Source organism: Streptomyces lacaronensis (genome assembly GCF_047337785.1).
GTDB lineage: Bacteria > Actinomycetota > Actinomycetes > Streptomycetales > Streptomycetaceae > Streptomyces > Streptomyces lycopersici.
The window spans coordinates 7,027,723-7,047,536 of the sequence record NZ_JBLHDK010000003.1 but is presented as its reverse complement, the minus strand read 5'-3'; the positions used below and the strand labels follow the sequence as shown (position 1 = coordinate 7,047,536).

The following is a 19,814-nucleotide window of genomic DNA, read 5'->3' as shown; positions in this document are numbered from 1 at the left end:
GTTATCCGGTACGGCGCCCTAGGCGAATGTCACACCTTGAGGTACTTGCGGAGCGCGAAGAACGCCGCGAGAGCGGGCATGAGCAGGCCAATCGCGAGCACCAGTGGCAGCTTCGCCAGCACCGCGTCCCAGCCGATGAAGTTGATCACATCGATCTTGTCCACCAGCCAGTTGTTGACCAGGAAGTACTGCCCGCTCACCAGCAGTACACAGGCGAAGCCCGCGCCCAGCAGCCCCGCGATGGCGGCCTCCATGATGAACGGCATCTGGATATAGAAGCTGGACGCGCCGACCAGCCGCATGATCCCCGTCTCCCGGCGGCGGCTGAACGCCGACACCCGCACCGTGTTGACGATCAGCATCAGTGCGACGATCAGCATCAGCGTCATCACGCCGAGTGCCGCGAAGTTCATGCCGTTGAGCAGATTGAACAGGTCGCCGACCAGTCTCTTCTGGTCCTGGACCTCCTGCACTCCGGGGCGGGCGGCGAAGGCGGTGGAGATGACGTCGAAGCGCTCGGGGTCCTTCAGCTTGATGCGGAAGGACTCCTGCATCTGGTCCGGGGTCAGTGAAGAGGCCAGCGGCGAGTCACCGAACTGCTCCTTGTAGTGCTTGTACGCCTCCTCACTGGTCTCGAACTGCACCGACTCAACGATGTTCATCCGCTTGAGCTCGGAGCTGATCTCCTGCTTCTGCGCCTCGGTGACCGCGCCCTTGGCGCAGTTGGCCGCGGTCTCCTTGTCGTTCTTGTTGCACAGGAAGATCGAGACGTTGACCTTGTCGTACCAGTAGCCCTTCATCGTGCTCACCTGCTCGCGCATGAGCAGGGACCCGCCGAACAGGGCGAGCGAGAGGGCCACGGAGACGATGACCGCGAAGGTCATCGTGAGATTGCGGCGGAGACCGACGCCGATCTCCGACAGGACGAACTGGGCGCGCATGGCGTCCTTTCAGTGCTGGTAGCCGTAGACGCCGCGGGACTGGTCGCGGACGAGGCGGCCCTTCTCAAGTTCGATCACGCGCTTGCGCATCTGGTCCACGATCTGCTGGTCGTGCGTGGCCATGACGACCGTGGTGCCGGTCCGGTTGATCCGGTCCAGCAGCTTCATGATGCCGACGGAGGTCTGGGGGTCCAGGTTTCCCGTCGGCTCGTCGGCGATCAGCAGCATCGGACGGTTGACGAACGCGCGGGCGATGGCCACCCGCTGCTGTTCACCACCGGAGAGCTCGCCGGGCATACGGTCGTCCTTACCGCCCAGCCCCACCAGATCGAGCACCTCGGGAACGGTTTTCCGAATGGCGCCACGCGGCTTGCCGATCACCTCGAGCGCGAAGGCGACATTCTCTCCGACCGTCTTGTTGGGGAGCAGCCGGAAATCCTGGAAGACGGTCCCCAACTGGCGGCGCATCTGCGGCACCTTCCAGTTGGACAGCCGCGCAAGATCCTTGCCAAGCACATGGACCGCGCCATGGCTGGCGCGCTCCTCGCGGAGCAGCAGCCGGAGGAAAGTGGATTTTCCCGACCCCGAGGAGCCCACCAGGAAGACGAACTCGCCCTTCTCGATCTCGAGCGAGACATCCCGGAGTGCGGGACGGGTCTGCTTGGGGTAAGTCTTGGATACGTTGTCGAATCGGATCACTGATGCACCACGGTCGACCTGGGTAGCGGTACGGGCTGCAGCCGAAGCGGCTCCCGTCGGTGAGCGTGACCATACGCGAAGCGCGCATGGGCGCGCAGTCCGCCGTCCGGCGTGGGTGGGTTTCTTCACTGCACTATTGGGGTCAAACGGTTGACAAGCCGCCTGTCGGGGCGGCTGAAACGGCCACGAAACCGGTACGGATGCGGCACGGAATCGTGCGGGGCGCGCCGAACCGGACGGAAGCTGGCACAGTGGAAGGGGAACCAACCCATTTCCCTGAGCGTTGGCCCCGTGTCTACTGCGGCACCGCCGCGCGGGAGGAGAAAGCGCATGACGTACGACAGGCTCGTCTGCGCCAACTGCGCGAGCCCCGTCAGCGAGGGCCGCTGCCCGGTCTGCCGGGCCAGCAGGGAGCGCCTCCAGCAGGAGGGCATGTTCGGCGGGCTGACCCCGGCCGCGCTGATAGCGCTGCTGGTGGCGCTCATCGCGGTGGCCGTGCTCGCGCATGAGATGGCGACGGCATAACGGAGCGCTACGAGGCGATACGCCGGATATGGCGCCCCTGAACGCACCAGGGGCCCGATAAACGCACAAGGGGCCCGGAGCGCTGCAGCGTTCCGGGCCCCTTACCGTGCGTGAGGCGCGCGCGATCAGGCCACGTTGTTGCGGTTCACCAGACGCGGCACAAAGCGGAAGCCGATACCACCGGCGATCATCGTCGCGGCGCCGACCAGCAGGAACGTGGTCTCGGAGGCACCGGTCTCGGCCAGCTGCTCCTTGGCCTTGCCCTGCTCCACCGGCTTGGAGCCGACATTGTCGGTGCCGGTGTTGTCATCGCAGTTGGTGCTGTCGAGGTCGACCGTGCAGGTGCTGTCGTCGCCACCGCCGCCGCCACCCTGGCCGGGCGTGCTCGGCTGGGCGGTCGGGCCGTCGGTGGGCTCGTCGGTCGGCTGCCCGGTCGGCTCATCCGTCGGCTCGCCGGTCGGCGGCTCGGTCGGCTCGTCCGTGGGCGGCTGAGTGGGCTCGTCCGTCGGCGGCTGAGTCGGGTCGTCCGTGGGCGGGACCGTCGGCTCGTCCGTCGGCTCCGTCGGGATCGAGGTCGGGTCGTCCGTCGGCTCGTCAGTCGGGTCGTCCTTGCCGATGCCGACGCCGACGTCCAGGCCCTTCTCGTCCGCGTTCGCGGAAACGTTCACGCCACCGATACCGACATCAACACCGACGGCCGATGCGGCGCCGGCGGCGGTGAGCGACGCGCCGGCGGCGATCACCGCGCCGGCCGCTATTCGCGCCACGCGCAGCCGCGTCTTCTTCGTCATCTGCCTGCTACCCCCAGTAGCTGTACTCGTCAATGGAGCAGCTATGCACGGGGCAACGGCTCGGGGTTCTCAGTCTCCGCGGGCCGCTGTCCATGTGAGGCGGTCCGCCGGCCCCCGTGCAACACGCGCCCCAGTCATACGCATGCCGCGCGTCAGCCTTCCCAGTTTTCAAACCACCGTCAAGGCCATTGCAGGCGAGATGTCCGCTATGGAAGCGCTTGCCGCATGCATGGGTACAGGACTGTGACCAAAAACGCGGCGCACGCGTCCCGTTGGGGCGACGAGCGGGAAGGTTACTTCCCCTGCTCCTGCTGCTTGCGCCAACGGATCCCCGCTTCGAGGAAGCCGTCCAGCTCACCGTCGAGCACGGCCTGCGGATTGCCGACCTCGAATTCGGTGCGCAGATCCTTGACCATCTGGTACGGGTGCAGGACGTACGAACGCATCTGGTTGCCCCAGGAATTGCCGCCGTCGCCCTTGAGCGCGTCCATCTTGGCCTGCTCCTCCTGGCGGCGCCGCTCGAGCAGCTTGGCCTGGAGGACGTTCATCGCGGTGGCCTTGTTCTGGATCTGCGAGCGCTCGTTCTGACACGAGACGACGATGCCGGTGGGGATGTGGGTCAACCGCACCGCGGAGTCGGTGGTGTTGACACCCTGGCCGCCGGGGCCGGAGGAGCGGTAGACATCCACGCGCAGCTCGGACTCGTCGATCTCGATGTGGTCGGTCTGCTCGACGACCGGCAGCACCTCGACACCCGCGAAGGAGGTCTGGCGGCGGCCCTGGTTGTCGAACGGCGAGATCCGCACCAGGCGGTGGGTGCCCTGCTCGACCGAGAGCGTCCCGTAGGCGTACGGGATCTGCACGGCGAAGGTGGTGGACTTGATGCCCGCCTCCTCCGCGTACGACGTCTCATAGATCTCGGTCTTGTAGCCGTGGCGCTCGGCCCAGCGCAGATACATCCGCTGGAGCTGCTCGGCGAAGTCGGCGGCGTCCACCCCGCCCGCCTCGGCGCGGATGTTCACGACCGCCTCACGGGAGTCGTACTCGCCGGACAGGAGGGTGCGCACCTCCATCTCGTCGACGGCCTTGCGCACGGCCTCCAGCTCGGCCTCGGCCTCGGCACGCGCGTCGTCGTCGCCCTCGTCGGCGGCGAGCTCGAACAGCACCTCGAGATCGTCGATCCGGCCGCGCAGCTCCTCGGCCCGCCGCAGCTGCCCCTGGAGATAGGAGAGCTTGCTGGTGACCTTCTGCGCGTTCTCCGGGTCGTCCCACAGGGACGGGGCCGCCGCCTGCTCCTCGAGCACGGCGATGTCGGCCCTCATCTTGTCGAGGTCCAGGACGGCCTCGATCGACCCCATGGTCGAGGAGAGGGACTTCAGCTCTTCGGATACATCGACGACTGCCACGGGACCAGCGTAACCGCTACGGAAGACTGGCCGTCCCCGGTCATGGCGTACCGGGGTCCTGGGAGGCGGAGTGCTCGCCGCCCTTGGGCGGATCGCCGCCGTCGTCGCCGCTCGCCGCCAGCCATCCGCCGAGCCCCACCGCGACCAGCGCGGCCAGGGTGACCGCGGCCACCTTCAGCCGGCGGCGGCGCAGCGCGCCCGCGACCGCGGGGTTGCGGGCCGAGCCCGCCCGGCGCTGGCCGTGTACCCGGGGGGCGCGCGCGGTGCCGTGGGCGCCGCCCGCGAGTTCGTCCGCGCTGGGCACCCGCATGCTGGTGTGGGTCTCGCGGCTGGAGTCCGGCACGGCGCCCGGGACCAGCGGCACCGCGCCACGCCGCCGCGGGGGCGTACCCGGCGCGGGCCCGGCGGCGGGGACGGAGACGCCGCGGCGCGGAGTCTCGGCCTCCGCGCCCTCCCGCTCACCGCCCTCCTGTTGCTCATCGGGCTCGTCGATGTCCAGCGGCGGATATCCGGCCAGGCCGGGCAGCAGCTCGCGCAGCCGGGCCGCCAGCTCGGAGGCGCGCAGCCGGGAGGCGGGCGCCTTGGCCAGGCACTGGAGGAGCAGTTGCCACAGCTCGTCGGGGATCCCGGGCAGCGGCGCCACGGTCTCGGTCACATGGCGGCGCAGGATCGCGCCCGGATGGCCGCCGCCGAAGGGCGTGAAGCCCGCCAGCATCTCGTACAGGACCGTCGCCAGGGCGTAGACATCCACACTGGCCCGGGGCGGCAGCCCCTCGACGATCTCGGGGGCGAGATAGTCCGGGGTGCCGATCACGCTGCGCGGGTTGGGCGAGCGGCCCTGGGAGGACGCCCGGTCGCGGGCGGGCTGGGCACGGATCGGGGTCGGCTCGTCGACCAGCCGGGCGATGCCGAAGTCGGTGAGCAGGGCGGGGTGCGCACCGCCGGGGCCGAGCGGCCCCCGCATGTCCAGCAGCACGTTCTCCGGCTTGACGTCGCGGTGGACGACCCCGGCGGCGTGCGCGGCGGCCAGCGCGTCGGCGACGTCCGCCGCGATCGCGACGGCGGCCTCGGGGGCGAGCCTGCGCTCGCGGTCGAGGCGGGTACGCAGATCCGTACCCCGGATCAGGTCCATGACCAGCGCGAGGTCATTGCCGTCGACCACCAGGTCGCGCACCCCGACCACCCGGGGGTGGTCAAGGCCGAGCAGTGCGGTGCGCTCCTGGACGAAGCGCTCCACGAGCTCCTGGTCGGAGGAGAGGTCCTCACGCAGGAGCTTGATGGCGACGGGTCCCTCGGGCCCGTCGCCCAGCCACACCGCGCCGGCGCTGCCGCGCCCCAGGAGCTGATGCGCGGTGTACCGACTGCCGATCTTCCGTGACAAGACTGCTCCGAATCCTCACGAACAAGGGGGGCACGTTGGCGACAAAGCTACGCGGCTACTGGCGCGTTGGGTGCACCAGACAACGCCAACTGTCACTTCTGCGGCGGAAAACACCCTTCGGATGTCGACAAATCACCGCAGTGGGAGGTGCGGAGGCGGAGGTATGGGGACGGATCGGCTGCTGGGGCCCCGAGGGGGCCGATCAGCCGCCGGGGCCGCTGGGGCCGCCGAGGTCCTCGATCCAGTTGCCGATGTCCTTGGCCCAGCCCGAGACCGCGTCCCAGTAGCCCTTGCCGTCGGCGATCCAGTCCTTGAGCGGGCTCAGCTCCCAGACCAGCCAGGAGCCGATGATCAGGACCACGATCACGAACAGACAGCCCTTGAGGCACCCCAGGCCCGGGATCTTCATCCGGTTGGGGTTGGAGCTCCGCTGCCGGGGCTCGCGGCGCGGCTCCGGCTGCTGCGGCGGCGGGGCGTAGCGCTGCGGCTGGGGCTGCTGGGGGTGGTGCGGCGCCGGGGCGTACTGCTGCGGCTGCTGCTGGGCGTACGGCGGCGGCTGCTGGCGGCCCCGCCGGCGCTGGGGCGGCTGCTGTGGCTGCTGGGGCTGCTGTGGCTGCTGGTACTGCTGCTGGTATTGCTGCTGCTGGTACTGCTGCTGTGGCGCGGCGCGGTGGGGGCGGCGGCGCAGCGGGTCCTCGCTCGGGTCGAGGTACTGGACCTGCGTCTGCTCATTGCGGTCGCGGGCCGCGCGCAGCTGGTTCTGCCAGGGGTGCGGATCGTCCTGGCCGGGCCCACCGGGCGGTACGGGCGGCATGGCGCGCGTCGGATCGGCGCCCCCGGCCGGTCCGGAACCGCTCGGCAGCACCTGGGTGGGGTCGGCGTTGGCCCCGGCGTTCGCGCCTGTGGTGGGCATCACATTGGTGGGCGCGGCGGGGTCGTACGAGGGGGTGCCGCCCGGGGCGTTCGTGGGGAGCGCCTGAGTCGGGTCGGCCGAGCCCGCGGGCGCGGTGTCCGGGACCGGGGCGGGCGCCGGGTCCGGGGCGAGCAGCGCGGCCACCCCGAGCGCCGCCTCGGCCTGCGCGGCCGAGGCATGGACGCCGACACCGGCGGCGACCACGCGCAGCGCCCGGGCCAGGCTCTCGGCACTCGGACGCTCCTCGGGCCGCTTGCGCAGACAGCGCTCTATGACGGTCCACAGCGGCTCGGGCACGGTCGACGGGCGGCGCGGCTCCTCGCTGAGGTGGCGGTGGAGCACCTCGAGCGCGGTGTTGCCGGCGAATGGCGGACGGCCGGTGACCAGCTCGTAGAGCATGATGCCCGCGCCATAGATGTCCACGGCGGAGGTCTGCGGACGGCCCTCGGCGGACTCCGGCGCCACATAGGCGGGGGTGCCGACGAACTCCTGGGTGCGGGTGAGGCCGGGCGAGTCGGCGAGGCGCGCGATGCCGAAGTCGGTCAGCATCGGGTGCATCTCCTGGCCCTCGCCGGTGCCCGCGAGCAGCACGTTGGCGGGCTTCAGGTCCCGGTGCACCACGCCGTCGGCGTGGCTGGCGGCGAGCGCGTCGGCGATCTGGGCGGTGAGGAGGGAGGCGGCCACGGGGGTGAACGGGCCGTTGCTGCGCAGGTAGTTGTGCAGATCCGGGCCGTCGATCAGATCCATGACCAGGGCCAGCAGATCACCCTCGACCACCAGGTCGCGGGTGCGGACGATATTGGGGTGGGTGAGCCTGAGCAGCACCGAGCGCTCGCGGAGAAAGCGCATGACGATATCCGCGTCGTTCGCGAGCTCCTCCTTGAGGACCTTGATCGCGACGGTCTCGCCGGGCTGCCCGGCCACGGCCGCCTCGGCCCCCGCCGTCTCCCGCTGGCTGGCTCGCCAGACGGTGCCCGTGGCTCCGCGCCCGAGCGGCTCCTCGAGCAGGTATTTGCTGCCTACCGGCCGCACGTCATGCGCTCCCTGATCGTGGTCTTACATCGGTGGACTGCGATGGTCTGCTGGGTGATCTGCTGGGTGGGTCTGCTCTGGTGCTCGTCTTGTCGTGCTCGTCCGCCCCACTGTAATGGCGACGCACGGTGCGCCCTATCCGATCACCACACGAGGGTCCGGCGCGGGGGAAGACGTGTGATCCGGTCGGATGGTTGCCAACGGTGGTCCGGGTCGCTCGTTGACCGCTCAATCGACGCTCAAACGGGCGCGATCGGGCGCGGAGGGGCGCGGCCGGGCGGCTTCCGCCGCCTCAAGGACGGCCCAAGGGCGGCCGTTCCGGTCGCAATCAGCCAGTTTCGGCCGACTAGCCGACCAATCAAGATCATGTAGCGCCGGGCGGCGGGCGAAGTGTCGGTGGCAGGTGCGAGGATGCAGGCAGCACGGAAGCGCCGAGCGCCGGGAGGCTCACGCTCCGTGACCCGTACGACCCCGTACGGACCTGTACGTGCCGAAGGGCCTGGGGGCGGTGGTGGGGGTCGGCACCCCTGCCCGGCCCCCCGGACAGAAGGGACCGTTGACGGCGATGCAGATTCGGCTGACCGTCCTCGGGCCGCGCAGCGCCCACCCGGGCCGTTCCGGCCACCATCCTGCGCCCGCGTCCGGGCCGCACGCCCTCGTGGGCGCGGTGGACGTCCTGGTCACCGCGCCCGTCGGCACCGCCCTCGCCGCGGTGGCCAGTGGACTGGCCGACGCGGTCGCCGCGGCCGGGCACGAGGCGGGGGGCGCCGGCGGTGGAAGCGGCGGCGCGGTGGTGCTGTACGCGGGGGGCGAGCGGCTGGACCCGCAGCGCTGTGCGCTCGGCGAGCCGCCGCTGGTGGACGGCGCGGTGCTCTCCCTGCACGGCCCCGCCGACCCCGACTCCGACCACTACCCCGGCTACCCCGGCCTGCCCGAGACCGCCGTCGCCGACGCCACGGTCCACCTGGACGTGGTCGCGGGGCCCGACGCGGGCGGCGTCCATCTGCTGCACGGCGGCCAGGTCCGCATCGGCCGCTCCGCCGACGCGGACGTCCCCCTGGACGACCCCGATGTCTCCCGGCTGCACTGCGCGGTCACGGTGGCCGAGGACGGCCGGGTGACCATCGCCGACCTGGGCTCGACCAACGGCACCGCCGCCGACGGCGTCCCCGTGGGCCCCCAGCCGGTGCCCCTGGAGCCCGGAGCGCTGCTGCGGATCGGCGAGTCCGCCCTGCGGCTGCGCGTCCCCTCCACGGCACCGGCGATGCCCTCGGCCCCCACCCGCCTCCCCGTCCAGGCGGACGGCGAGGGCCACCTCCGGGTCACCCCCGCCGGTGACCACCCCACCCACACCAAGGCTCCCTGGACCGGCGCCCCCCAACCGGCCGCCCCCACCCACACCACCCAGGGACCCTGGACCCCTCCCACCCGCCGCCCCGGCACGGGCTGGACGAGGGTGGGCCAACCCGGTGACGAGTCTCACGCAGCCCACGAGAGGGCCGGCGCCCACGGGGATGCCGACGGCTGGGGCACGGCCACCGGGCCCCGCGGCGACGCGGGCACCGGAACCCCCGGCGGGCCGAGCTCCTACGGCCACCGGGACGACGACAGCTGGGGACCCCATGCGGGTGCGGCCCCCGGGCCGCGCGGCGACGCGGCCGGGCGCGGCGGGGGCCCGCAGGCCCCCTCGTCCCCCGGCGACCGGCCGTACGAGGACCCGTCCACCGCCCGCACCCGACGCAGTGGGCGCGCCCCCGGGGCCGGAGCCGCAGGGCACGCCCCATCAGGGCAGCCCGCGCGAGCCGACCAGGGCCGACCCGGCGCGGGCGGCGGCGGTCAGCCGTACGGCCGAGGACGCGGCCAGAAGGGCCCGCAGGGGCCCTCCGCCGACGCGGGCCACGGCGGGACGCCGTACGGCAGCCCGTCCGCCGCTCCCGAGCAGCGCGCCCCCTACTCCAGTAGTCAGCCGGACGCCAGGGAGCAGACGCATGGCGCGGGCTATGCGCTGGATGCGCCCGGGGCGCAGGCTCGGCGGCGGGGGATAGGGGCCTGGGTGCGGCAGTTGGCCGGGGGGAAGGCGGCCGAGCGGGGCGGGGTGCGGGAGGACCAGGACGCGGCGGCGCGGGCGGCCGCGGAGGCGGAGGCGTTGCAGCGGCGGTGGCCGGATCCGGCCACCATGCTGATGACGGCGCTGGGGCCGGGCTCGCGCCTCTGGGAGCGCGCCCCTGGGCATCCGGACGCGCTCACCGTACGGCTCGGCTCGGCCGACCAGCTGACGGCCGGCGGCGGGCTGCTGCCCGCCGCGCCCGTGACCGTCGATCTGCGGCAGTGCGGTTCGCTGGGGCTCGCGGGCCCGCGGACGCGGGTGGCGGGGCTCGCCCGGTCCGTCGTGGCACAGCTGGCGGCCCTGCACTCACCGGCCGCGCTGGAGATCGTGCTGATCAGCGGGGAGGAGCGGCTCGCGGAGTGGTCGTGGCTCGGCTGGCTGCCGCAGGTCCAGCCGTTGCGCGGGCAGGACTGCCGGCTGCTGCTCGCGTACGACGTGGAGCAGGCCGCGGCCCGTACGGAGGAGCTGACCCGACGGCTGGAGGACGGGCCGCTGGGTCCGGGCTGGGCGAGCGCATCCCCGGCCGCCGCGCGGTCTGTGGCCGCACGCCACTTCGGGCCGTACACCGTTGTGGTCGTGGACGGCGCCCCCGGTCCGGGCGCGCTGCACGACACCCTCGCCCGGCTGGCGGTGAGCGGTTCCGCGGCCGGAATCCATCTGCTCTGTCTGGCCGAGGCGCCCGCCGCGTCGCCCACCTCCCCGCTGCCCATGAGCTATGAGGCCGCGCGCTCCGCGTCCGCCGCCTTCGCGGCGTGCGGGGTGGCGGCCGTGCTGAGCGGTGACGTGGCCACGGGGCTCCAGATCGTCCACGGGGACGGGACCGCGCCCGGTACGAGTGGGGTCAACGGGATCACGGGCACGACCGGCGCGACCGGCGCCACCACGACCGTCACCGTGGACGCGGTGTCGGCGGCGTGGGCCGAGCGGTTCGCGCGGGCGCTCGCGCCCCTGCGCCCGGCCGCCTCCGCACACGACGGCGCGTTCGACGGCTCCGACGGCCCGCCGACCGTCCCACTGCCGGACTCGGCACGGCTGCTGGACGAGTTGGGGCTCGCGCGGGCCACGCCCGCGTCCCTGCTGGCCCGTTGGGCGGCCGCGGCGGACGAGGTCCCGGCGGGCGGCCGGGCGCTGGCCGTCCTCGGCGCCGGTCCCCGCGGCCCGCTCGCGGTCGATCTGGCCGCCGAGGAGGGTCCGCACGCAGTGATCGACGGCGCGGCGGGCACCGGAAAGACGGAGCTGCTGCGCTCGTTCGCCGCCTCGCTCGCGGCCGCCGAACGTCCGGACCGGCTCGAGCTGATCCTGGTCGATGGCGCCGGGTCCGGCGCCGGGTCCGGGTCCGGCGCCGGAGCGGGCGAGGGGCTGCGGGTGTGCACGGATTTGCCGCATGTCTCGACGCATCTGTCGGCCACCGACCCGGTGAGGATGCGGGAGTTCGCGCAGGCGCTCAGCTCGGAGCTCAAGCGCCGCGCCGAACTGCTGGGCCGGCGGGACTTCACGGATTGGCACGCCCGGCCCCACCACCCCGGCGAGGATGAGAGCGGCGGCGACGGCGACCGCGCCACCGGCTCGGGCAGCACCTCGGGTGGCACCATGGGCGCGTCCGGCCCTGGCGCGCCGGGTACGGCTGGTGGGCCTGGTACACGCCGTGCATCCGGTGCATCCGGTGCACCCGGCGCCAGTTCGCAAGGGGCCCCGGGTGGGATCGGCGTGCCCCGTGCGGCCGGTACGTCCAGTGCGCCCAGCGCACCCGGCGCCGCTTCGTCCGGTGCGTCCGGTGCGCCCGGTGGGCCCGGTATGTCCGGTGCGGCCCGTTCAGCCGGTGCCACCGGTACAACCGGCGCAGCCGGTGCGTCCGGCGCGCCCGGCACCGGTTCGCACGGAACGCCGCGTTCGCCCGGTACGCCCGGTACGCCCGGTGCGGCCCGTTCAGCCGGTGCCACCGGTACAACCGGCGCAGCCGGTGCATCCGGCGCGCCCGGCACCGGTTCGCACGGAACGCCGCGTACGTCCGGTACGGCCAGTGCGGCCGGTACACCCGGTGCCGCCCGCACGGCCGGTGCGCCCCGCGTCGTCGCGCCTCGCCCGCCCGGCGATATCGACCCTCCACCCAGCGACACCCTCCACACGCTCAATCTGCGCGCCCAGCGCACCGCGAGCGCGGCGCCCGCCCGTCCTCGCTCGCTCCTCCCCCGTCTCGTCGTGATCGTCGATGACTTCGACGCGCTGGTGGCCCCGGCCCTCGGCAGTCCCGGCCGTCCGGCGTCCGGTTCGGTCGTCCGCGCGCTGGAGGCGATCGCCCGTGACGGCGCCCGTCTCGGGGTGCATCTGGTCGTGGCGTCCGGCCGTCCGGACCGTACGGCGGACACGGCGGCCGTCGAGCGGGCCGCACTGCGGATCGCCCTGGACGCGCGCCCGCTGAACACCGCGACGCCCACACACACAAACGGCCCCGCACACACAAACGGCCCCGCACACCCAGCCGGACCCGCACACGCCACCCACCCCACGCACCCCGGCGAGCCCGAAACGCCCGATACATTCCTCGCCGGATCGACACGCTCGGTCACATCCACCCCGGCCGCCGCAGCCGCCCCGGGCGGCGACCCGGCACCGGGCCGTGGACGGCTGTTCCGCCCGTACGACGCCGCCGGAACGCCGTTTCAGGCGGGCCGGGTGACCGGACGGATACCGCGCACCGCGACCCAGCGGCCCACCGTCGTACCGCTGGAGTGGCGGCGGATGGGCGATCCGCCCGCCCGCCGGCCGCTGCGCGAACTCGGGAACGGCCCCACCGACCTGGCACTTCTCGCCAGTGCGCTACAGCGCGCCGCGCAGTCGGCGGACGCCCCCACCGCACCCGCGCTGATCTGACCGGCCCCGCTAGCCGACGCCCACACCCCGCCCGATACCTGTCCGATTCCCGCCCGTTTCGCGCCCGTTCCCGACCGTTCCCGACCGCTCCCGTCACCCCTGGCCGAGTTTTCGATCCGTTCCGGCCATCCTCCCGTCTGTCCCACCTGCCCCGTTTCACGGCCGACCCTTCATCACGGCCCGGTCACGATCCGTGAGTGAACGCCGGACGCAGTATTGCCACGTTCGGTGACCGGGCGTAGGACTACTCAGCACGGGACACGGCCGCACGGGGGCGGCCGGCATCGGAGGGAACACGGGGATGCACGTATCGCTTCCTGCGAAGCGTTCGACACGAGCCGCGGTGGCCCTGCTGGCGGCGGGAGCACTCATGCTCACCGCCGCGGGCTGCGGCGGCGACGACGGAGACACGGTCAGCGGCGGCCCGCCGCCCAACACCGTGAAACTGCCGAATCTGAAAGGGCAGAAACTCCAGGTCACGGCGGTCTGGACGGGCACCGAACAGGAGAACTTCACCAAGGTGCTCAAGGAGTTCGAGAAGCGCACCGGCGCCAAGGTCTCCTTCGTACCGAGCGGTGACGACATGGCGGGCTTCGTCGGCTCGAAGATCGCGGGTGGCGCGCCGCCGGATGTCGCGATGGTCGGGCAGGTCGGCGTCATGCGCGAATTCGCCCAGAAGGGCTGGGCCAAACCGCTCGACGCCGCCGCCGAGGCCGAGTTGACCAAGAACTTCGCCAAGGGCTGGCAGGACCTCGGCTCGTACCAGGGCAAGCCCTACGGGGTGTATTTCAAGGCCAGCAACAAATCCCTGCTCTGGTACAACACCTCCGCGTTCGACTACGCGGGCGCCAAGGTGCCCAAGACCTGGCAGGAATTCCTGAAGCAGGCCCAGCTGATCTCCGACTCCGGAACCGACGCCGTCGCGATCGGTGGCCAGGACGGCTGGACGCTCACCGACTGGTTCGAGAACGTCTATCTCTCCCAGGCGGGCCCGGAGAAGTACGACCAGCTCGCCCAGCACAAGATCAAGTGGACCGATCCATCGGTGAAGAAGGCGCTCGAGACGCTCGCCGAGCTCTGGGGCACCAAGGGCCTGGTCGCGGGCGGCCGGGGCGGCGCGCTCCAGACCGCGTTCCCGGACTCCGTCACCAAGGCGTTCGGCAACAAGGCGGAGCCGGACGCGGGCATGGTCTTCGAGGCCGACTTCGTCGCCGCCAACGTCGCCGACGCGGGCGCGGAGCTGGACCAGGACGCGAAGGTGTTCCCGTTCCCGGCGGTGGGCGCGGACGCGCCGGTGGTGACCGGCGGCGACGTCGGCGTGGCGCTGAAGAACAGCAAGGCGGCGCAGGCGCTGCTCACCTTCCTCGCCTCACCGGACGCCGGGACCATCTGGGCCCAGTCCGGCGGGTTCATCTCGGCGAACAAGAACGTCAAGTTCAGCGCCTATCCCAATGCCTCCATGCGCAAGATCGCACAGGCGCTGATCGCGGCGGGCAATGACTTCCGGTTCGACATGTCCGACCAGGCTCCCGCCTCCTTCGGCGGCAAGCCGGCGCAGGGCGAGTGGAAAGCGCTCCAGGACTTTCTCAAGAACCCGAGGAATGTCGAAGGCATCCAGCGCCAGCTGGAGCGGGATGCCGCCAAGGCGTACAAGAACTGACGACTCGACCGGGAGAACCACATCATGTCGACCGCGACAGCGGACGGCGCGGCCACACCTGGCCGGGCATCGTCCTCCCCACCGGCCAAACGGCCGAGCGCAAGTGCGCGTAAGAGCCTCATGGGCACCCGGCCCTGGCTGGCGGCGGTGTTCCTGCTGCCCGCCCTGGTGCTGCTCGGGGCGCTCGTCGTCTATCCGATCGCCTACTCCGTCTACCGGAGCTTCTTCGACGCCTCGGGCAATGGCTTCGTCGGCCTGGACAACTACCAGGAGATGTTCTCCGACGACGCCACCAAGACGGCCATCAAGAACAACGTCATCTGGCTGATCCTGGCCCCGACCGTCTCCACCGCGCTGGGCCTGATCTTCGCCGTGCTCACCGAGCGGGTGCGCTGGGCCACCGCCTTCAAGCTGGTCGTCTTCATGCCGATGGCCATCTCGATGCTGGCGGCGGGCATCATCTTCCGGCTGGTCTACGAGCAGGACCCGGACAAGGGCGTGGCCAACGCCATGTGGGTGAGCGTGCATGACTCCTTCAGCGAGTCGCCACCGTTCCCCGGCGCCCATCCGCGTCCCACCGCCGGGCTGACCGAGGCGCCGAACGGCTCGTTCACCACGCGGGACACCCTCCGCGCGGGCTCCCCCACCTCGCTGCCGCTCGTCGCCGCCAAACGGGATGACATCGGCGGCGCACAGGACGCCAGGACCGCCAAGCCCGAGCCGGGGAAGATCACCGGCACGGTCTGGTTCGACTTCACCCGTGGCGGCCTCGGCAAGGAGGGCGCCATCGACAAGGGCGAGAAGGCGATGGCCGACCTCAAGGTGGAGGCGGTCAAGGACGGCAAGGTGGTCGCCAGGACCACGACGGCGGCCGACGGTACGTACGCCCTCCCCGCCAAGGCCGAGGGCGCCCAGCTGCGGTTGCCCTCCTGGAACTTCTCCGAGCCGTACAACGGCGTGGACTGGCTCGGCCCGTCCCTCGTCACCCCGGCCATCATCGGCGCGTACGTCTGGATCTGGGCCGGTTTCGCCATGGTGCTGATCGCGGCGGGCCTCGCGGGGGTGCCGCGCGAGCTGATGGAGGCCGCGCGGATGGACGGCGCCAATGAGTGGCAGGTCTTCCGGCGGATCACGGTGCCGATGCTGGCGCCGGTGCTCTCGGTCGTCGTCGTCACGCTGATGATCAACGTGATGAAGATCTTCGACCTCGTCTACATCATCGCGCCCGGCCCCTCCCAGGACGACGCCAACGTCCTCGCCCTCCAGCTCTTCCAGTCGTCCTTCGGCACCGACGTCAACCAGGGCCTCGGCAGCGCGATCGCCGTGCTGCTGCTGTTGCTCGTGCTGCCCGTCATGTTCATCAACATCCGCCGGATCCGAAGGGAGAGCCGCCGATGACCAGCGCGGACACGGTCGTACAGGCGAAGCAGTCCCCGGTCGCGCGGATCGCCGCCCGCGCCGGCGGCGGGGCCCTGCGGGTCGTCCTGATCCTGGTCGGCCTGCTGTGGCTGATGCCTACCGCCGGACTGCTGCTGTCCTCCCTGCGGGACCCGTCGGAGGTGGACATCTCCGGCTGGTGGAAGGTCTTCACCGACCCCGGACAACTCACCTTCAGCGGCTACGACAATCTGCTGGGCAACCAGCAGATCACCGACTCCCTCTGGACCACGCTCGCGATCACCGTCCCGGCGACCCTGCTGGTCGTCGTGATCGGCGCCCTGGCCGGTTACGCCTTCGCCTGGATGGACTTCCCCGGCCGCGACGTGTGGTTCCTCATCGTGGTCGGCCTGCTGGTGGTCCCGATCCAGGTGGCGCTGATCCCGGTGGCCAAGCTCTTCGGCGAGATCGGCATCTTCCAGACCACCACCGGCGTGGTCCTCTTCCACACCGCCTTCGGCCTCCCCTTCGCGATCTTCCTCCTCCGCAACTTCTTCGCGGAGATCCCCCGCGAGCTCCTGGAGGCCGCCCGTCTGGACGGCGCGGGCGAGCTGCGGCTGTTCCTGCGCGTCGTCATGCCCCTCGGTGGCCCGGCCATCGCCTCGCTGGGCATCTTCCAGTTCCTCTGGGTCTGGAACGACATGCTGGTCGCCCTGATCTTCGCCGACAGCGGCAACCCCCCGATCACGGTCGCCCTGCAGCAGCAGGTCCGCCAGTTCGGCAACAACATCGACATCCTCGGCCCTGGCGCCTTCGTCTCGATGCTGATCCCGCTGGCGGTCTTCTTCGCCTTCCAGCGCCAGTTCGTGGCGGGCGTGATGGCGGGCGCGGTGAAGTAACGCCCCCGGAACGACGGGCGGCCTGGCACCCCCTGGGTGCCGGGCCGCCCCTTTTCTCATCACGGCGCACCGCACGTCACGGCGCACCACACTCCGCCCACACCGTCTTACCGACGGGGACACGAGGCGTCGTCGGGAGGCGGTCCTCGCGGGCGTCCGAGACCTCGATACGGATCGTCCGTGTCGCGGTCGCGCAGACCAGACGGAGACGAAAATCCCGTCCGGGTACGCGCCCGTGCCGTACGGCGTTCGAGGCCAGCTCCGCCACCAGCAGGGCCACCGTGCAGGACGCGTCCGACGCGGGCGGATAACCCCACTCCTCCATACGCCGCACCGCGAGGCGCCGCGCGAGGCGCGCTCCGCGCGGCGTAGCGGGGAACTGCTGGGTGAGTTCCCGGAGTTCGGGCTCGGGGTCCGGCGCCGTGGTCGTCTTCAGCACGGTGTTGTCCATTTCCGTCCGATCGATCTTCCGTACGACTCGCAGGCGACATGTGGCCGTACGTCTACCGGGAGGCGTTCCCGGACTGGTCGCGGGCGTTCATGGCGTACTCGGAGCGGGCGGTGTCCATCAGGCAGTACGCGGCGCATGTGGTGCCTGGTCTGTTGCAGACCAGGGACTACGCGCGGGCTGTACTGAGCCTCGACCCCCTACTCAGCGGCGAGCAGCAGTTGGAGGAGCACGTCCTCGCTCGCCTCGGACGACAGGAGCGGCTTTGTTCGCCGTACCGGCCCGAGCTATGGGTCGTCCTGGACGAGGCGGTGTTACAGCGCCCGATCGGCGGCCACGCCGTGATGCGGGCCCAGTTGAGCCGTTTGCTGGAGGCGGCCACCGACCCCCACACCACCGTGCAGGTTCTGCCGTTCGACCAAGGCGGCCATGAGTCGATGGGTGGATCCATGACCATGCTGACCCTGCCGGACGGCGTCGAAGTCTCCTACAAGGAGGGGGCCGACTTCGGTCAACTCGTCGAGGAGTCAACCGATGTGAAGCACTACGCGGCGACCTACGATCGGCTGCGGGCAGCATCCTTGCCCCCGCTCATGTCGCTCGACATGATCCGATCCGTGATGGAGGGCAACCACCGTGGAGCGAGTGTCCCGTCCCGATCTGAACGGCGCCGCCTGGCACAAGAGCAGCTACAGCAACCAGGAGGGCGGCGACTGCGTCGAGGTGAGCGACATGGCCAGGGTCGTTCCCGTCCGTGACAGCAAGTACCCCGACGGTCCGGTACTGGTCTTCGCGGCGACGTCCTGGGCCGCGTTCATACGCGAGCTGAAGACCAACCACCGTCCCTGAGTCGGTCAGGAACCGGTCGGTGTCGTCACTCCGGGTCCGCCGGACCGGACGCCGGCGAGGTCGCGGGCCATAGCGGTGTCCGCCCCACGACGCCGCAACGGCCCCCACCGGATAAGTTCTCGTCATACGGCCACCCTTGGGCGCCTGGCTGTCCGAAATAGGCGCTCCGGCGCACGGAACCTCCCCCGGGCGTCGCACATCTTCCGGTGCGCAGGCGCGCACTGACTTCGCGCGCCGATTCGTATCCGAAGGGGAACCCAAAACTTCATGAAGAGCAAGCTGACCGCTGTGGCCCTTGCGGCCCTCGTCGTCGCGGGCACCGCCGCTACGGCCATCCCGGCCTCGGCCGCCACCACTGCCAAGGCCGCGCCGACCCGCTGCCACACCGCCGACCTGAAGGCCGGTTTCGCCATGGGCGAGGACGCGAGACCGGAGATGGATCAGACCGAGAAGCAAACCCAGGCGTACATCTGGTTCACCAACCAGAGCACGCGCACCTGCACCCTGTCCGGCTTCGCCGGTGTCGACATGATCGGCGCCCAGGGGACTGACGGCACCTGGTCGCTGGCACGCTCCTCGAAGACGCCCCAAAAGATGGTCCTGGAGCCGGGAGATACGACGGGCTTCAGCATCAACCTGCTCCCGGTGGCCGCGTCCACACCGCAGAAGGAGAAGTTCGTTCCGGCGAAGTTCCTGGTCACCCCGCCGAACGAGACGGAGCACTTCACCCTGAAGTGGCCGTTCGGCGGCCAGATCCTCAAGCAGGACGGCGCCACTCACCCGGCCACCTACCTCAACCCGGTCGGGCTGTAACCAAACTGGACAGCCTCTGAGCTTCCTTTCAGCGTCGCTGGTGGCCACCGCAGGACTCCCGGAATGAGTTGAAGCCTCCCGGTGGCGCGGTGGCCACGTCCGACACGCGGCACACCCAGCCTTCTCGCCGGGGCCGCCCCCACTCGTTCAGGTGTCGCGCCGCTCCGCGGCCCGCTGGGACTCCTCGACGACGCGGCGCAGCGCCGTCACGTGTCTTTCGAGCGCGGCCCGTCCGGGCGGGGTGAGCGCGAGCCACGTTCGGGGGCGTTTGCCCACGTAGCCCTTCTTCACCTCGATGTAGCCCCGGGTCTCAAGCGTGCTGACCTGCTTGGAAAGCGCGGAGGGCGACATACCTACCGACTCGCGCACCCATCCGAATTCGGCCCATTCCACGCCCACCAGCAGCGACACGATCGAGAGCCGCGTCGGGTCGAGCAGGGCGGTGTCGAAGTCAGCGGGATCCATAGGTGGCACCGCCCAGACTGTCCTTGCCGGTGCCGCGGAGGGCCAGGGAGTTCAGGGCTCGTTGCAGGTTGCGGCCGAAGAGGATGAGAGTGGCGCCGAGCACCGCGCCCACCACCGTCCCCGTGTACGGGAACGGCTCGTGCGGCAGGTAGGACGCGCCGAAGAAGCCGATCAGCATCACGGCGAGGATCGTCAGTCGGGCCAGCCGTACGAAACGCGGGGAGAATTCGTCCCTGCGCAGGCGGGTGGGCCGGCCCAGGAGGGCGCCGCCGCGGGGGGTGCGCAGCAGCACCACGTACGCCACGGCGAGGGCGGCGACCGCCATGGAGATCCCGGAGCGCACGCCGTCGCCGAAGAAGTCGGGTGCCGACAGTTCGGCGAAGATCGCGACGCCGAACACGACGCCGACCCAGCGGGATTCCTGTTCCGAGGCGCGGGCCTGGTCGCGGCGCTGATCGATGTCGCGCAGCGCGCGGGCGGCCTCGGCGGACGGGGTCACACGCTCGGACATGGGGTACCTCCAGGTGGTGCTTGGCCATGCTCTGACAGAACTAGTTTCCTGATAGGAAACTAGTTCCCCTCAGGGGCATAGTCAACCGACAGGACAGTCATGTCCTGAACGTCGTGAGTGGTCGAA

Annotated in this window: 16 protein-coding genes and 1 pseudogene; 8 read left to right on the top strand and 9 right to left on the bottom strand. The window is 71.2% G+C overall.

Annotation, left to right across the window (positions count from 1 at the left end; all coding sequences use genetic code 11):
* Positions 1–29 precede the first annotated feature (29 nt).
* Together ftsX and ftsE are read right to left on the bottom strand one after the other, a co-directional pair.
* A complete protein-coding gene (gene ftsX, locus ACMTAK_RS30580) occupies positions 30–941 on the bottom strand; it encodes a permease-like cell division protein FtsX (RefSeq protein WP_262706203.1) in 912 nt (303 codons plus the stop codon).
* Positions 942–950: 9 nt separating this feature from the next.
* Positions 951–1,640 (bottom strand): cell division ATP-binding protein FtsE, encoded by a 690-nt coding sequence (ftsE, locus tag ACMTAK_RS30575; protein WP_009717451.1) that lies wholly within the window; start codon positions 1,638–1,640, stop codon positions 951–953.
* Between the two features lie 330 nt (positions 1,641–1,970).
* On the opposite strand from ftsE, the gene ACMTAK_RS30570 reads away from it, so the two are divergent.
* On the top strand, positions 1,971–2,165 hold the full coding sequence (locus ACMTAK_RS30570) for a hypothetical protein (protein WP_020870883.1): 195 nt from the start codon (positions 1,971–1,973) through the stop codon (positions 2,163–2,165).
* Between the two features lie 125 nt (positions 2,166–2,290).
* On the opposite strand, the gene ACMTAK_RS30565 is transcribed toward ACMTAK_RS30570, so the two are convergent.
* The 4 genes from ACMTAK_RS30565 to ACMTAK_RS30550 form a co-directional block, all read right to left on the bottom strand.
* A complete protein-coding gene (locus tag ACMTAK_RS30565) occupies positions 2,291–2,956 on the bottom strand; it encodes a hypothetical protein (protein WP_413809154.1) in 666 nt (221 codons plus the stop codon).
* 293 nt (positions 2,957–3,249) lie between these two features.
* Positions 3,250–4,362, bottom strand: coding sequence for a peptide chain release factor 2 (prfB, locus tag ACMTAK_RS30560; RefSeq protein WP_413809153.1), 1,113 nt, complete (start codon positions 4,360–4,362; stop codon positions 3,250–3,252).
* A gap of 40 nt (positions 4,363–4,402) precedes the next feature.
* The gene (locus ACMTAK_RS30555; protein WP_413809152.1) at positions 4,403–5,743 is read right to left on the bottom strand and encodes a serine/threonine-protein kinase; all 1,341 of its coding nucleotides are present in this window, start codon (positions 5,741–5,743) and stop codon (positions 4,403–4,405) included.
* Between the two features lie 202 nt (positions 5,744–5,945).
* Positions 5,946–7,688, bottom strand: a complete 1,743-nt coding sequence (locus ACMTAK_RS30550; protein WP_413809151.1) for a serine/threonine-protein kinase — start codon at positions 7,686–7,688, stop codon at positions 5,946–5,948.
* A gap of 565 nt (positions 7,689–8,253) precedes the next feature.
* Between ACMTAK_RS30550 and ACMTAK_RS30545 the strand changes: the two genes are divergently transcribed.
* From ACMTAK_RS30545 to ACMTAK_RS30530, 4 genes are all read left to right on the top strand, one after another.
* Positions 8,254–12,666: an FHA domain-containing protein gene (locus ACMTAK_RS30545; protein WP_413809150.1), complete on the top strand. Its 4,413-nt coding sequence runs from the start codon at positions 8,254–8,256 to the stop codon at positions 12,664–12,666.
* A gap of 301 nt (positions 12,667–12,967) precedes the next feature.
* A complete protein-coding gene (locus ACMTAK_RS30540; protein ID WP_413809149.1) occupies positions 12,968–14,326 on the top strand; it encodes an ABC transporter substrate-binding protein in 1,359 nt (452 codons plus the stop codon).
* Positions 14,327–14,350: 24 nt separating this feature from the next.
* Positions 14,351–15,724: a carbohydrate ABC transporter permease gene (locus ACMTAK_RS30535; RefSeq protein ID WP_413809148.1), complete on the top strand. Its 1,374-nt coding sequence runs from the start codon at positions 14,351–14,353 to the stop codon at positions 15,722–15,724.
* Positions 15,721–16,602: a carbohydrate ABC transporter permease gene (locus tag ACMTAK_RS30530; protein ID WP_413809147.1), complete on the top strand. Its 882-nt coding sequence runs from the start codon at positions 15,721–15,723 to the stop codon at positions 16,600–16,602. Before ACMTAK_RS30535 ends, ACMTAK_RS30530 begins: the two co-directional genes overlap by 4 nt.
* A 76-nt stretch (positions 16,603–16,678) precedes the next feature.
* On the opposite strand, the gene ACMTAK_RS30525 is transcribed toward ACMTAK_RS30530, so the two are convergent.
* Entirely contained in the window at positions 16,679–17,053 is a 375-nt protein-coding gene (locus ACMTAK_RS30525; protein ID WP_413809146.1) for an ATP-binding protein, read from the bottom strand.
* 38 nt (positions 17,054–17,091) lie between these two features.
* On the opposite strand from ACMTAK_RS30525, the pseudogene ACMTAK_RS30520 reads away from it, so the two are divergent.
* From ACMTAK_RS30520 to ACMTAK_RS30510, 3 genes and pseudogenes are all read left to right on the top strand, one after another.
* A pseudogene (locus ACMTAK_RS30520) lies at positions 17,092–17,604 on the top strand (DUF5753 domain-containing protein); the annotation flags it as partial.
* Between the two features lie 82 nt (positions 17,605–17,686).
* Positions 17,687–17,899, top strand: a complete 213-nt coding sequence (locus ACMTAK_RS30515; RefSeq protein WP_413809145.1) for a DUF397 domain-containing protein — start codon at positions 17,687–17,689, stop codon at positions 17,897–17,899.
* 267 nt (positions 17,900–18,166) lie between these two features.
* Positions 18,167–18,712 carry a DUF4232 domain-containing protein gene (locus ACMTAK_RS30510; RefSeq protein WP_413809144.1) on the top strand — a complete coding sequence of 182 codons (546 nt, stop codon included), beginning with the start codon at positions 18,167–18,169 and terminating at the stop codon, positions 18,710–18,712.
* Positions 18,713–18,859: 147 nt separating this feature from the next.
* Here ACMTAK_RS30510 and ACMTAK_RS30505 read toward each other — a convergent pair whose 3' ends face one another.
* On the bottom strand, positions 18,860–19,177 hold the full coding sequence (locus tag ACMTAK_RS30505) for a winged helix-turn-helix domain-containing protein (protein ID WP_413809143.1): 318 nt from the start codon (positions 19,175–19,177) through the stop codon (positions 18,860–18,862).
* Positions 19,164–19,688 carry a hypothetical protein gene (locus tag ACMTAK_RS30500; RefSeq protein WP_413809142.1) on the bottom strand — a complete coding sequence of 175 codons (525 nt, stop codon included), beginning with the start codon at positions 19,686–19,688 and terminating at the stop codon, positions 19,164–19,166. The genes ACMTAK_RS30505 and ACMTAK_RS30500 overlap by 14 nt, the downstream gene beginning before the upstream one ends.
* Between the last annotated feature and the right edge of the window lie 126 nt (positions 19,689–19,814).

Coding starts and splice junctions, on each gene's coding strand:
- ACMTAK_RS30565 (WP_413809154.1), bottom strand. CDS start 2,956: ATGACGAAGAAGACGCGGCTGCGCGTGGCGCGAATAGCGGCCGGCGCG.
- ACMTAK_RS30525 (WP_413809146.1), bottom strand. CDS start 17,053: ATGGACAACACCGTGCTGAAGACGACCACGGCGCCGGACCCCGAGCCC.
- ftsX (WP_262706203.1), bottom strand. CDS start 941: ATGCGCGCCCAGTTCGTCCTGTCGGAGATCGGCGTCGGTCTCCGCCGC.
- ACMTAK_RS30540 (WP_413809149.1), top strand. CDS start 12,968: ATGCACGTATCGCTTCCTGCGAAGCGTTCGACACGAGCCGCGGTGGCC.
- ACMTAK_RS30530 (WP_413809147.1), top strand. CDS start 15,721: ATGACCAGCGCGGACACGGTCGTACAGGCGAAGCAGTCCCCGGTCGCG.
- ACMTAK_RS30500 (WP_413809142.1), bottom strand. CDS start 19,688: ATGTCCGAGCGTGTGACCCCGTCCGCCGAGGCCGCCCGCGCGCTGCGC.
- ACMTAK_RS30570 (WP_020870883.1), top strand. CDS start 1,971: ATGACGTACGACAGGCTCGTCTGCGCCAACTGCGCGAGCCCCGTCAGC.
- ACMTAK_RS30510 (WP_413809144.1), top strand. CDS start 18,167: ATGAAGAGCAAGCTGACCGCTGTGGCCCTTGCGGCCCTCGTCGTCGCG.
- ACMTAK_RS30545 (WP_413809150.1), top strand. CDS start 8,254: ATGCAGATTCGGCTGACCGTCCTCGGGCCGCGCAGCGCCCACCCGGGC.
- ACMTAK_RS30505 (WP_413809143.1), bottom strand. CDS start 19,177: ATGGATCCCGCTGACTTCGACACCGCCCTGCTCGACCCGACGCGGCTC.
- ACMTAK_RS30535 (WP_413809148.1), top strand. CDS start 14,351: ATGTCGACCGCGACAGCGGACGGCGCGGCCACACCTGGCCGGGCATCG.